Annotated in this window: 13 protein-coding genes; 9 read left to right on the top strand and 4 right to left on the bottom strand. The window is 38.1% G+C overall.

Annotated features, from left to right (window positions below; translation table 11 throughout):
- The first annotated feature begins 1,506 nt into the window (after positions 1-1,506).
- The 6 genes from F7888_RS10575 (at position 1,507) to F7888_RS10550 (ending at position 5,828) form a co-directional block, all read left to right on the top strand.
- Positions 1,507-1,917 (top strand): hypothetical protein, encoded by a 411-nt coding sequence (locus tag F7888_RS10575; protein WP_191779224.1) that lies wholly within the window; start codon positions 1,507-1,509, stop codon positions 1,915-1,917.
- 174 nt (positions 1,918-2,091) lie between these two features.
- Entirely contained in the window at positions 2,092-2,544 is a 453-nt protein-coding gene (locus F7888_RS10570; RefSeq protein ID WP_191779222.1) for a NanQ anomerase/TabA/YiaL family protein, read from the top strand.
- Between the two features lie 219 nt (positions 2,545-2,763).
- Positions 2,764-4,557: a M6 family metalloprotease domain-containing protein gene (locus tag F7888_RS10565; RefSeq protein ID WP_191779220.1), complete on the top strand. Its 1,794-nt coding sequence runs from the start codon at positions 2,764-2,766 to the stop codon at positions 4,555-4,557.
- 103 nt (positions 4,558-4,660) lie between these two features.
- Positions 4,661-4,876: a DUF1659 domain-containing protein gene (locus F7888_RS10560; protein WP_191779218.1), complete on the top strand. Its 216-nt coding sequence runs from the start codon at positions 4,661-4,663 to the stop codon at positions 4,874-4,876.
- A gap of 41 nt (positions 4,877-4,917) precedes the next feature.
- The gene (locus tag F7888_RS10555) at positions 4,918-5,136 is read left to right on the top strand and encodes a DUF2922 domain-containing protein (protein ID WP_191779216.1); all 219 of its coding nucleotides are present in this window, start codon (positions 4,918-4,920) and stop codon (positions 5,134-5,136) included.
- 128 nt (positions 5,137-5,264) lie between these two features.
- Complete coding sequence (locus F7888_RS10550) at positions 5,265-5,828, top strand: dihydrofolate reductase family protein (protein WP_191779213.1); 564 nt, start codon at positions 5,265-5,267, stop codon at positions 5,826-5,828.
- 534 nt (positions 5,829-6,362) lie between these two features.
- On the opposite strand, the gene F7888_RS10545 is transcribed toward F7888_RS10550, so the two are convergent.
- Together F7888_RS10545 and F7888_RS10540 are read right to left on the bottom strand one after the other, a co-directional pair.
- Positions 6,363-6,758 (bottom strand): DUF4181 domain-containing protein, encoded by a 396-nt coding sequence (locus tag F7888_RS10545; protein ID WP_191779211.1) that lies wholly within the window; start codon positions 6,756-6,758, stop codon positions 6,363-6,365.
- 154 nt (positions 6,759-6,912) lie between these two features.
- Positions 6,913-7,494 carry a lysozyme inhibitor LprI family protein gene (locus F7888_RS10540; protein ID WP_225228732.1) on the bottom strand — a complete coding sequence of 194 codons (582 nt, stop codon included), beginning with the start codon at positions 7,492-7,494 and terminating at the stop codon, positions 6,913-6,915.
- Between the two features lie 448 nt (positions 7,495-7,942).
- Here F7888_RS10540 and F7888_RS10535 point away from each other — a divergent pair, with 448 nt between their 5' ends.
- Positions 7,943-9,202 (top strand): Y-family DNA polymerase, encoded by a 1,260-nt coding sequence (locus tag F7888_RS10535; protein WP_191779424.1) that lies wholly within the window; start codon positions 7,943-7,945, stop codon positions 9,200-9,202.
- Between the two features lie 20 nt (positions 9,203-9,222).
- On the top strand, positions 9,223-9,558 hold the full coding sequence (locus F7888_RS10530; protein ID WP_191779207.1) for a YolD-like family protein: 336 nt from the start codon (positions 9,223-9,225) through the stop codon (positions 9,556-9,558).
- 183 nt (positions 9,559-9,741) lie between these two features.
- Here the strand turns inward: F7888_RS10530 and F7888_RS10525 are convergent, their stop codons facing one another.
- A complete protein-coding gene (locus F7888_RS10525) occupies positions 9,742-9,978 on the bottom strand; it encodes a hypothetical protein (RefSeq protein WP_225228731.1) in 237 nt (78 codons plus the stop codon).
- Positions 9,979-10,825: 847 nt separating this feature from the next.
- On the opposite strand from F7888_RS10525, the gene F7888_RS10520 reads away from it, so the two are divergent.
- Entirely contained in the window at positions 10,826-12,160 is a 1,335-nt protein-coding gene (locus F7888_RS10520; protein ID WP_191779203.1) for a hypothetical protein, read from the top strand.
- 1,058 nt (positions 12,161-13,218) lie between these two features.
- On the opposite strand, the gene F7888_RS10515 is transcribed toward F7888_RS10520, so the two are convergent.
- Entirely contained in the window at positions 13,219-13,815 is a 597-nt protein-coding gene (locus tag F7888_RS10515; RefSeq protein WP_191779201.1) for an acyltransferase, read from the bottom strand.
- Between the last annotated feature and the right edge of the window lie 180 nt (positions 13,816-13,995).

Here is a 13,995-nt window from a genome sequence, read left to right as displayed (position 1 = left end):
AGTGGTTATCATTGTTTGTACTGTGGATATAGTGAGGTGGTTTGATTGGATCGATGAGTGAGCACCAACCAGGCGAAGCCGTTCGTTGAATTAATATGGACTTTCGTGGGATTGAGGCTTAATTTCGTGGGATTCCCCTCTGATTTCGTTGAATTACTTGATATGCACCATCCAGGAAGGGCCCTTCCGTTGAATCAAGCCGTCCTTTCGTTGGATTGAGGCACAGTTTCGTGGGATTCCCCTCTGATTTCGTTGAATAACTTGATATGCTGCATCCAGGAAGGGCCCTTCCGTTGAATCAAGCCGATCTTTCGTTGGATTGAGGCACAGTTTCGTGGGATTCCCCTCTGATTTCGTTGAATAACTTGATATGCTGCATCCAGGAAGGGCCCTTCCGTTGAATCAAGCCGTCCTTTCGTCGGATTGAGGCACAGTTTCGTGGGATTCCCCTCTGATTTCGTTGAATAACTTGATATGCTGCATCCAGGAAGGGCCCTTCCGTTGAATCAAGCCGATCTTTCGTTGGATTGAGGCACAGTTTCGTGGGATTCCCCTCTGATTTCGTTGAATTACTTGATATGCTGCATCCAGGAAAGGCCCTTCCGTTGAATCAAGCCGTCCTTTCGTGGGATTGAGGCACAGTTTCGTGGGATTCCCCTCTGATTTCGTTGAATTACTTGATATGCTGTATCCAGGAAAGGCCCTTCCGTTGAATCAAGCTGAACTTTCGTCGGATTGAGGCACAGTTTCGTGGGATTCCCCTCTGATTTCGTTGAATAACTTGATATGCTGCATCCAGGAAGGGCCCTTCCGTTGAATCAAGCCGATCTTTCGTTGGATTGAGGCACAGTTTCGTGGGATTCCCCTCTGATTTCGTTGAATTACTTGATATGCTGCATCCAGGAAGGGCCCTTCCGTTGAATCAAGCCGATCTTTCGTGGGATTGAGGCTTAATTTCGTGGGATTCCCCTCTGATTTCGTTGAATTACTTGATATGCTCCATCCAGGAAGGGCCCTTCCGTTGAATCAAGCCGATCTTTCGTGGGATTGAGGCTTAATTTCGTGGGATTCCCCTCTGATTTCGTTGAAATAATCAATATGCTCCATCCAGGAAGAGACCTTCCGTTGAATCAAGCCGATCTTTCGTGGGATTGAGGCACAGTTTCGTGGGATTCCCCTCTGATTTCGTTGAATAACTTGATATGCTGCATCCAGGAAGGGCCCTTCCGTTGAATCAAGCCGTCCTTTCGTTGGATTGAGGCACAGTTTCGTGGGATTCCCCTCTGATTTCGTTGAAATAAATAGCCCAGCATCAGCCAGGCGAAGCCGTTCATCATATAATCATGAACTTCACCGGAATACAGCGCATTCCTGCCGATGTTAAAGTCTCTATTACCAATTTCAACCATCCATCCATGGAAGTAATTCACCTAAAGTCCGTGCATAGGAAAATCGTTTAAGAGCACGATAATGATATAACTATAACATCTATGGAGGCTTAACATAATGACTCAACCAGAAGAACAATTACTCTTACCAGAAGTAGCAGAATCAGTATTAAGAGCACAACAAGCTGTGGAATTTGCTCAAGAGAACGACATTGAAGGATTATTAGAAGAAGCGGAACAAGCTGTCTTCCATGCACATCACCAAGTATCAAGCTATCAAACAGAGGATGCTCAAGAACTAAAGCAACTGGAAAAATTACAACAAGACGTGCAACAAGCATTCCAACAGCTACAAACTGAGAACCAACAATTACTACAAGCCCAACAACGTCTACAAACAGAAAGCCAGCACTTATATCAAGCACAAGAACAAGTGAAGCAAGAACAGCTTGACGTCCAAATCGCACAGGAAAAACTAAAACAAGCTCAAGCAGCTGCAATCGAATTCCAAGATCAACGTCATCAATAAGAAAGCGGCGATGGCCTTCACCAAAGTGGTGGAGGTCTTATGCTTGTCCATTAAACTAATGAACATTCTGTTAAGTTCCCGCCTCACAAAATGAAAACGCCCTCACTTTCCGTAGTCAACCATGCACCATTCCCTTATAATTAAGAGACAAATACAAACTATTGGGGGATCAACATGATAATCGATAAACTATCAAATGCACAGTTGTATGACGGGGTTCATCCTCGAATTCAAAAAGGTCTTCAATTTTTGCAAGAGAACGATTTGCACGCATTAGAGCCTGGAAAGTATGAAGTTGAAGGCGATGATGTGTTTGTCTTGATTCAAGAGTACGAAACCATCAGTGAGGAGCAAGGACGCTGGGAATCGCATCGTACATACACGGATATTCAATATATGATTCGTGGCCAGGAGCGCATGGGTTATGTGAATGTTCATGAATTGCTGGTAGCTGAAGAGCATCTGGATAAAGACTTGCTGTTCCTTGAAGGGAAGGGTGACCTACTTCGTGTCACTGAAGGAAGCTTCGCGATTTTTACACCTGAGGATGGGCATATGCCGATGATAAGTGTTCAAGAACCTCAAGTGGTAAAAAAGGCCGTTGTAAAAGTAAATTGCCGTAAATAAAACGAGGGGCACCCAGTCATTTCATAAGCTGGGTGCCCTTCGACATCTTCCTGCAATTCTCCTCACTTCTAGGGTATATCGGCCCAGACACTTTCACATAAAATTAAGGATATTGTCAAAACAATCAAACTATTACCTCATTAACATCATTTTCTTACTATTATATGATTGTTTGTACCGGCTTTCGGAATAATAGATTCATATTTTAGGAGGAATTCGATGTTTAAGAAACTAGCAGCATTCGCATTATCTGCCACTCTAGTGGGTGGACTAGCTTTCCCAAGTGTTGCAACAAATCAACAGGCGGAAACGTATAACCTGACACTTGCCGATTATGTAGGAGCAGCACCTGAATTGGCAGAGAAGGCAAAGGAGCACGGATTTGATTTATCCAAGGCAGATCCAGCTGAGAAAATCCATGAGCAAAAAAATAATGGAGCGAAATTCGAACAAGCTCCAGGAAATCTAGTTAATTATCAAAAACTAGAAGGCGATGTACCCGTTCTAGTCATTTTAGCGAAATATGCTGATGGCGATGAGCCAATCGGAGATTTAGAGGGACAAGTTCCTGCGAAATATTATGAGGATCTGATCTTCGGAACGGAGTACAATCCTTATGAATTAGAGTATTTCAAGCAATACGCGGAGCACGAGGGAATCAAGGCTCCAACGGATAAAACGATGCAAAATGTCTACAAAGAATCAAGCTATGGCGCGGTGAACCTGATTCGCAATGAAACGACTGAATTTGTCTGGGTAGAGCTACCAAAGGGTGCTTCATACTACTTAGACCAAGAAGGTACGTATGCTGAAAATGGGGAATATGTGCTTGGAAATGTGAATGGGGACGCTCGTACAGGTGAATTTATTAGAGACTTGTTACAAGCTGCAGACGATCAAGTGGATTTCTCCGCATATGCAGTGGACGGAGTCGTTCCAAATGTATTCGTCGTGCATGAGGGAACAGGGGCGGAATGGAGTCGTGACCCAGCACAATTCTGGTCTCATAAGTGGAATCTCTTAAGTGCGTTATACTATGGGAAATACTATGAAACAGGAATCCCAGCAGATCAATATGAAGGAATTTCTCAATCTGCATGGATAAACAAAACATATGCTGAGGATATGACGTATGATGGCGTTATTGTGAATGACTATAATATTCAACCAGCAATTGGCGGTAACGTGGCAGGCTTTAATGCAGCGACAGGTGGATATGATGAAGAATCTGTGACAGGACCATACCCAGCCCAAGCGGGAGTGTATGCCCATGAATTTGGCCATGCGATTGGGCTGCCTGATTTTTATGACACAGACTACACATCAGAAGGAGTAGGAAACTACTCAATGATGTCAGGTGGATCATGGATGAGTTATCCAAATGCATCAGCATACTCTGGGAACTCACCAACTAACTTTGACCCTTATTCAAAAATCTTTCTGGGCTGGCTTGACCCAATTGAAGTCACTCCTGAAGACGGTGTTCAAGTATTAACCTTAGATCCAGTCAATCGATCACAGGATGTTGTTAAAATGGAAGTGCCGGGCTCAAATGGTTCTGAGTATTTCTTATTTGAAAATATCCAACAAGAAGGATTTAATGAAGGCTTCATTCGCCAAGGGGAAAATGCACACGGATTAGTGGCATGGCATGTTGACGAAAATATCCTCGCACGTGGTGGACAACCAAACAATGCTGAGAACTGGATGAACAAGCGGTTCCAGTCTAATCAAACAGGTGACGTTAAGCATTATGGTCTATCTGTGCTCCAAGCAGATGGCAACTATGATTTAGAGAAGTACGTGAACCGTGGGGACGCAGGGGACTTCTTCAAGACAGGTGACAAAATCACACCAAACTCGAAAAATGTTCACACCGGATCATACTACTTCTGGAAGGGAATCAGCTCAACACCAGCAGATTCAGGCATCCACGTAACAGATATCAAGGAAAATGCAGATGGCTCGATTTCTGCAAAATTCTACTATAGTACAAATAATAAGAAGAAATAAATCACAGAAAACAAGCTGGATTTCAACGTCTAGCTTGTTTTTTTATGCCTATGTCCCTTTTTCCATCCTTACTCCTATAACTAGTGTGAAGGAGGTGATAGACATGGCAGAGCAATTCTTAACGAGCACCCAATTGCGCTTAGTGCTTGAGGTTGGTGTGAACGAGAAGGGTGAAATGAAGTATAAGAACAAGAACTACAACAACATCAAAACAACGGCTTCAGCAGAAGAGCTAGCAGTTGCAGCAGATGCGATTCTTGGCCTTCAATCCTTGAGAAAGGCAGGATTCGTCCGTAACGATTCATACGACTTGATCTAATCATGGGTCAGTTGAATACTTAGGAAAGGAGGGGATCTGACATGGCAAAGACATTAGAAATGAGCTTTGGTACAGTTGATGGGAAAATCGCAAAGCTTTCAATTGAAAATCCAATCGAACCAGTGGATCCAGCAGCAGTTGCAGTTGCAATGGATGCTATCATTGCAGCAAACGTGTTCTACTCAGCTGGTGGCGACTTCGCCGACAAGCGTGGTGCGCGCGTTGTAGAACGTAACGTATCAGACGTTGTCATCGGATAATTGATAATGCCTGTTCCACAGGATTTCCTGGGGGATGGGCTTTTTTGATGTGAAACACACGATAGACAAGTTATATTGTACAATCAATCAAGAATGCAAATACTACTAGGATGAACAGGAGGAAGAAAATGACCACAAAACCAAGAAGAATCATTTTAGATCTAGCGGTTACATTAGATGGTTTTATTGAAGGAAAGAATGGCGAAGTTGATTGGTGCATTATGGACCCTGAGATGGGATTTAATGAGTTCTTACACCAAATTGACACGATTTTGTATGGAAGAAAGAGCTATGATATATGGGGACAATTCACGCCAGAACAGGTAGAGTCTGACTCGGAAAAGGAAATGTGGAATTTAGTTCACAGCAAAGCGAAGTATGTGTTCTCCAGAACGCAACAAGCGACTGACAACAAAGCCATATACATAAATAATCATATTCTTGAAGAAGTCAATCAATTAAAGCAGCGGCCAGGCAAAGACATTTGGCTCTACGGCGGGGCAAGTCTTATTACCACCTTCATCAATTTAGGGCTAGTCGATGAATTCAGATTATCTGTTCACCCTGTGATTTTGGGAGCGGGAAAGCCAATGTTTGTCGATATCAATCAGAGGTTGAATCTACAATTGGTGAACACCAGAACGTTCTCTTCAGGAGTTGTGCAACTCACCTATCATTCGCATACTAACTAAGGCCTGTTCCTCGTGGACGGGCTTTTTACATAAAAAAACTCACACCAACCTCCGAATCACAAACACAATCAACCCCCAAATCGGCAATGAAAAACAGAGCCCAATCAAACAACCCTTCACAAAATTTCCATCCTCTTGCATCACTTTATCACGTCCTTCTCGAATCTACTCCTATTATGGACAGACCCACCAAACCATAAACCATGTCTGACAAGGGTTTCGAGCAATTTTTGATAAAATGTAAAAAATTTGAAGGGCAGATAAATAGAACGCAATCTTCACAGACATACTAAAAGAAAAAAGGGGGTGCACTATGTTTAATGGAGGTCTCAAACAACTACTCGTCATCAGCACAATTCTATCAAGTATATTCAGTTTGACGATCATCGTCCTAACTCTGTACCATCATATGAAAATTCAAGAACTAATAAGGAGTCATGACTAACTATACTCTAAGCAAATTGATACATAAAAAAAGCTTAGAGTACATGCAACTCTAAGCTTTTCCTTCTCTAAAAAAATTCCACTCCAGCATCAAATCGTTAACAAACCAAACATCCTAAACGGCCAAACCATCAACCCAACAACAACAAACAAAACCGCTTCCCCAATACATAACACAAAATACTTCGACTCCTTATCATCCTTCCACCAGAAATACGCTTCTATAAAGGAAGGAATGGCAAAGAAACAAATCATGAGCATGATCAAAGAAGAAGTCAGATTCGCTTCATGAAAGTAGGAGATATAAAGAAAGGCAAGTAGAAAAATCCCACCGATAATAAAATTAACTTTCTTATGAGTACTATTTACAAATTCCTTGTGATAAACCTCTTTTTTCACATGGAAGAGCTTTGTAAGTGTATACTGCATTAAATACTTCATTGAAAACAAAATAGCACAAAAAAGCAGGATAGTGAAAAGTGTCATTTAATAACTCCTTTTTGAAGAAGTTCTCGTTGTATTAGCAATCTTTTATTTCTTTACATATTAACATAAATTCCCTTTTTATGGGTGGTGAATTTGGTGGATTTGTGCCCATTTTACTACGCAGTTTGTTCCCAATCCTCACTTGAAAGTAGAGCTACTTCATATACCCCTCAACTAATTCAAAGCATCTTTCTTCTGTAAAATTGTTCAGGACAACCGTATATTCCAAATGCTCCATCGTTCCACCTTCGTATTTAAGAGAGGCCTCTTTAGCAGCTTGATCGCGGCGTTCGATCCATTCACGCTGTTCAATTCTAAGCTGCTCCATTTCTTCTGCAGGAAGCTGCTCCTTCAACACACCATAGATTTCATTCAACAATCCATCCCATACGTCAAACGCTTGACCTTCCGCATTCTTCATCGCGTATGTACTGCTATCAGTCGGATTCGCACGTAGCTCGTCCATTTCTTCCTTCGTTTCATTTAATTTCTTGAGATATTCATCCTTCAGGCTGGCTGTCTCAGTAGTTGGTGTGTTTTCTTCGTTGTCTTCATCTGTTTCATTCGTTTCGGTATCTGGGTGCTCGGTATCATTGTTGTCGGTAGTTTCTGTAGTGTCTGCATCAGTAGAATCATCAGTTGTGGGTTGAGTGGAATTTGTGGTCTCATTCTTGTTGTCTTCCGTAGCACTCGGCTCGTCCCCTGAACTTCCACAAGCTGCTAAAATAAGCAACATTAGAGCCACCATTCCTATTAAAAATTTGCGATTGTTTTTCATTTGAACACGACCTTTCTTCTAGTACATGTAGAATGAGTTTTCTATATTTTAACATATGACCTAATGGCAGTGTTGTTGGAGGTTCTATGGAAAAGCTAATGTCATAGATTGTGGCAACTATCTGATGGGAGTTTCTAGGCACTTTTTATATGTTGATTCAGTCTATTAATCCCCAGAAATATGCATGGATCAAGGAAGGGGTGGCAAAGAAACAAATCATTAACATGATGAGGGATGAAGTAAGACGTTCCCAATCAAATTCAAGTAAATCTATCCGTATCATTCAACCACTTCGTTTATATTATAACAGAACATATATTCTTGTTTCTAGTAGAAATCGAACGTATATTCCTATATACTGTGTATATAATAAGAACATACATTCTGTTCAATGGAGATGATTATGATGGTTGATTACAGCCAACTACCTAATCAAAAGATTTTATGTGTTGACATGAAATCCTTTTATGCAAGCTGTGCCGCAGTCATGATGGACTTAGATCCACTTGAATGCTATTTAGCGGTTGTTGGAGATACGGAACGCCAAGGAAGTGTTGTGTTGGCTGCCTCGCCGAAGCTTAAAAAGGAGTTTGGCATTAAGACAGGTTCCCGTTTATTTGAAATCCCCAACGACCCTAGGATCATTGTAGTAAATCCTAAAATGAAAACTTTTCTAAACATCTCAACAGAAATAACAAAATTGTTTAATCGATATGTCCCCAAGGATGATATCCATGTCTACAGTGTGGATGAGAGCTTTCTTCGGGTAGATGCTGTCGAAAAACTCTGGGGAGATGCGTTAACCGTAGCTAAAAAAATCAAGAACGATATTTATAGTGAATTTGGTCTCACCTGTACGATAGGGATTGGGCCTAATATGCTCATGTCAAAGCTGTGTTTAGACCTCGAAGCAAAGACAAAAGGAATAGCTGAATGGACATATGATGATGTTTCAACAAAACTCTGGCAGGTCTCTCCTTTATCTGACATGTGGGGAATCGGCAGCCGAACAGAAAGAACACTTAATCGCATGGGCATTAGAACAGTTGGCCAACTTGCGAACTACCCTTTAAATCTACTTGAAAAGAAATTTGGAGTCATGGGTAGTCAACTTTACTACCATGCCTGGGGTATAGACATGTCAGACATTCGTGCACCTATTCAGCAAACACAGATCAGCTTCGGAAAGAGTCAAATCCTTATGCGTGATTATCCAGATCCTGAAGAGGTGAAGCATGTCATATTAGAAATGTGTGAGGAAGTAGCAAGACGTTCCCGAAGTGCCCATAAAGCTGCAAGAACGATCAGCTTAGGTGTAGGTTACAGTAAAGACGAATATGGTGGTGGGTTTCATCGTTCAAAAACGATAGACATTCCGACGAATATCACAATGGAGATTTATAAAGTGTGTCTTGAATTATTTGAGAAGTTTTATGTGCAAAAAACCGTGAGACAGATTTCAATTGCCCTCTCCAATATGGTTGATGATGATTGCATGCAATTAGATTTGTTCTATGTGGAAAGAGAAAAGAAAAATAAACTCGGCTATGTAATGGACCAGATAAGAAACAAGTACGGCTCAGATGCGATCTTACGTGCTGTCTCTTATACCAATGCGGGAACCTCACGCCATCGTGGGAAACTTGTTGGTGGCCATAAAGGGTAAATCAAAGGAGGTATAATAAAATGATAAAAGACCGTGGAAAGATTAAATGGGGAGCTGCATTTATGTTGCCCGAAATGTCCTCAATACAAAGCAGAGTAGATTGGGATAACAAAAAAGTTGAAAAACCTTTACTGGATGAGGACCAACTAGACGAAATGAATCAAACGATTAATTATGCCGTGGAATACAACCTTGAGCAGACATATACGATCTATGACAATGGGGAATATAAACTACTAATGGGTAAGGTGCATGATATTGATGAAATAAATAAACATCTTCGTATTATCGATAAATTTGGAGAGTTACATGTGGTTAACTATGAAGATATAGTGAAGGTTCTTGTTGCTGAATAATCATCAACGGAATTGACGCTCTTTAGTTATTTGTAATTTAACACAGTCACCAATACAGTAAATTGGTGACTGAAGTACTAAACTACTTAGCTCAACTAACCTCACGAAATATTTTTAACCATCTTTGGTATTTTTCATTTTTTATATGTATTTTGTGCCAAGTACGCATTAACTAATTGTCATTTAATCTACTTCCGCATTCTTCATCGCGTATGTACTGCTATCAGTCGGATTCGCGCGTAGCTCGTCCATTTCTTCCTTTGTCTCATTTAATTTCTTGAGGTAATCACCTTTCAGGCTTGCTGTCTCAGTTGTGGGTTGAGTGGAATTTGTAGTCTCATTCTGGTTGTCTTCCGTAGCACTCGGCTCGTCCGCTGAACTTCCCCAAGCTGCTAAAATAAGCATCGACAGCGCTATCATCCCCATTAGAAATTTGCGTTTGTTTCTCATTTGTACACGAACTTTCTTCTATTTAAAGCATTCGGAACGAATATTCTATATTTTAACATATGAACTTATGGACAGTGTTGTTGGAGGTATTGTGGAAAGGCTAATGTCGTAGTTTGAGTCAACTGTGGGGAATGAATATCTAGTAGCAATCTTTAGGAGTACGTGGGTTGCAACCTATTAGTATAAATTGACTTTAGCTCAGCAATGGAATGATTTTTGGAGGGTGTATTCTTATATGTCAAAGAAGATACATTATCGTTCAGAAATTAAACTATAAGCTATTGAAATGAAAATAATGGATTTACTATCTCAGAAATTAGGGATAAAAAATGTCTCACAAATAAAGAAATGGATGCGTGGGAAAGCAAAGGTTGAAGCTATCGTTTTAATCAACCAGTTGGCAAACACTACAGCAACGGGAAGATCCAGAAGAACAGGACGAAACAGCAAGGTTAGATAGTAATGGTAAAAGAGTTTTCCAAAAAGATAATTTATTTTCCCGAAGCTTCCCTTATCCGCCATATACAGAATAACGATATGGAAGCGGTAGAGAGACAGGAATCAGTCTGTTAATGTTAGAAAAGTTCAAATTGTTTTTTTGAAAATATTTGGTTGACAATTGACTAATCCTTTTCGGGGGTGTATTTTTACATTTTGTGAAATTGAACACATCTCAAGTTGTGCTATAATAAGTAGTAATAAGATATTGAAATTAAACAAATTAATTATCTACTTAAGTGTTTATATAAATTCTACCAAATGAAAAAAAGGGTTAATATTTTTCTTAGGATACATTATAATATGGTAGTTATTAACTTTGGATGTGGAGCGTGAAATGTTGGTTTCCGGAAAATTACCCTCAAATTTATTAAAGATCTTTTTAACACTTTCTTTACTCTCTGGAATAATTGGTTATCTTTCTGCCTATTTTGATAATCCTATCCTTCGATTGTGGAAAGAAATTTATATAATTAGTTTATTTATCATATGTCTACTTATTGCGTTACCAAGAATTCATAAAGTGAATCTCTTGGTTATAAGCATGTCGGTTATTTTTTTCTGTTCAATGGCTACCTACAGTAGGCATGTAGATTTTGTTGTTCTTATGTATCAACTTAAGTTAGATTTAGTCTTAGTTTTATATTTCATTGTAGTATATACAACATATATGCTTCTACAATATGATGAGATTAATAGATTTACAAACCAACTTATAAAATTAGTTGTTTTTTTGTCTGCGGCGAATTCTATTACAACAATTTGGCAATCTATCTTTACCAACCAATACCTAAGTTTAGTTGGATTGAACTATGGCAATTGGGGGAACGATGCAGGAGTTAGAATTATTACAGTCTTAGGAGAATTACGTCCCCCGGGATTACAATTGGGTTTCGTTCCTACTGGGACACTAATGCTTCTTAGTTTTATAGTATTAATTGAGAGTCGTAAGTTACTAAATTTTAAAAAACTGCCTTTCTTAGTTTTAGGTTCATTGTTCATTTTAGGGATTTATTTTTCTACGTATAAAACAGCTTTATTTGGTTTAATATTGTATGTTTTTATAAAAATTATTGAGTTTCTTGTGAAAAAGAAAACATTCAATACACCACTTATTACAATTTTATCTTTAAGCGCACTTATGTTCTTTTTTGTATCAACCCACTTTATGACAGTGTATAAAGTGTTTGCGGAAATCCACCCTTATTATGCATATAATAGTATTTTAATACGAATTCAACTTCATTACGAAATCTTGGATACTTTAAATTCCTTAAAAGAATACCTGTTTGGAGTAGGAATGGGGGTAAATGGAACCTTTGGACTAGATAAATCGTTATATGGTTTAAATCCTGTTCCGACAGATAGTACTTATATATATTTAGTTAGCAATTATGGATATATCTTCACGTTTGTTTTTACTTTGATGTTAGTCGTGTTATTATATAAGTTAACTAATATATCTAGGTTTGATTTTTTTGGAGCAAAGTATATGATAATCTATGTATTGGCAATTGAATTTTTCTACAACAATGCTATTACTAGCTTTCCATCAAATATTCTAATCATAACTGCTACTACTTCTGCATTCATTTACCAAAAGGTATTATTAGAGTCTCAGATAAAAAATGAACATAATATTGAAAATACATGATAGAAAAGACTAGATTGTCAAGAATAAGTTTAGCTAATTATATCTTTTTAGAATTTAAACGCAATACAGAATTGAATAAGACTACAGCCACTGGATTGTAAATAATCGGTTTAATTGAATCTTCCTGTAGAAAAATATATCTAAGTTATTCAAAAACATATAAAAAATAAAAAAGTGAAATCGCACCATCGATTTCACTTTTTTATTTTTTATATGTATACAAGAGTCAAATAGGTCCCACCTATTATATCAGAAGAGACCTAGGTTATTATTTAAGTAACTTTTTAACGAAATACAATACCCTTGTAATGTTGTTGACCACGGAAGTATCCGGTCAAGGTTATCATTATCTGTCAAATCCAAATTGTAAAGCTGCTCAAATAGATAGTGAAGATAGAAATAAGGATTTAACGATTTGTCATGTTGTTTCCACGATACTGTAAATATTGTACTGGCCTCTTGCACCTTTTGGTGTAATACTAAACAGACATGCTATTCTTCCTATTACAACAGATTTAATGACCTTTGACTACGATTATTAACGATTTCTATTCACCCATCCTTTATAAAGGCCGCAAATTTATCCCGTTGTTTTGACATGATTCTTTAACTTAGGTTCAATTGTGAATAGTTGATTACAGAATTGTAGATTTTGGTCACAGTTACTGCTTTTTAAGTTCGAAGGTAGCTGTTTTAAGACATCTCGTTTTCATGATATGAACAGCCTATTAAGGTTGCGTTTTCTAATTTATATACCCAATATTGCTATCTCGAACTTTGGTATCTTGATAATCATATAGAATAATTGTAGATCTCTCGACACCAGTTTGATATAGCCGCATAGAATAGGGTTTCGGGCTGATCTACCAGGTTCTTAAAACTCTGTACACTGCTCAGAAAAGTACCAATCAGTTGTTCTTTTTCAATTCTTAAATCAAATCTATGCTAAGAGATACCTTACTAATATTTAATCTTTAGGAAATTACCATAATATAAATAAGTGACAAACTATGTGGGATTTACAATATAGAAGCCTTAGATGGCTGTTTCAACAGATATTAACTTTTTCTTTTTTTTGTTTGTGCAGGGTTCCCTACAATTAAACTTCCTTCTTCAGCTACTAATTTTGAAGGAACTACTGTTCCTAATCCGACAATGGAATTGGAAGGAATATTAGCACCAGGTGCAATTAAAACTGATGCACCAATATAAATATTTGACCCAATATAAACAGGCCTAGGAATAGTTCCTTTTCTAACTTCGTGAGACCAAATTTGAGTAGCCGCCCCAGCAATAATTACATCATTTCCAATATAAATACCTCCACCAGAATCAAATAAATGTCGACTTGTTATCCCACAGTTTTCGCCGACTATAAACGCGTTATCCCATTTTTCTTTTCCGTTAATAAATCTATTGTGATTCATCAAACTACTATTTTCGCCTATTTCAAATCTTTTTAATTGTTTAATTGTGTTAAAATGCCCAATTCTTACATTCCTTTTTAATATGACTTTTTCAGCATCGATAAAAGATAATCCAATCCTTACATTTTTTTCAATTTTCCAACCGTAAATGTATTTATATATAAATATTTTTATGGGATTAGGAAAAAAAATGATTAATAATAGACAAAACATTCTGATTTTCCTCATAAAAAACCACCTGTGTAATTTATTATAATATGTTAGTTTAGCATACAACGAATATAATTTCTATATGCATATAATTTTATATTTAAATCTGTAAAAAAACCACAATTTTTCACTAGCGTATCGTAAATAGTCTCGTAATTTTCATTTTATCATTTTTTTTCATTTATAGAGACTAGTTAT

Origin of the sequence: Litchfieldia stipae, from assembly GCF_014837155.1 — a bacterium.
Taxonomy (GTDB): domain Bacteria; phylum Bacillota; class Bacilli; order Bacillales; family Bacillaceae_L; genus Litchfieldia.
The sequence above is the reverse complement of the archived record's forward strand: the minus strand, read 5'-3'. Positions and strand labels throughout refer to the sequence as shown.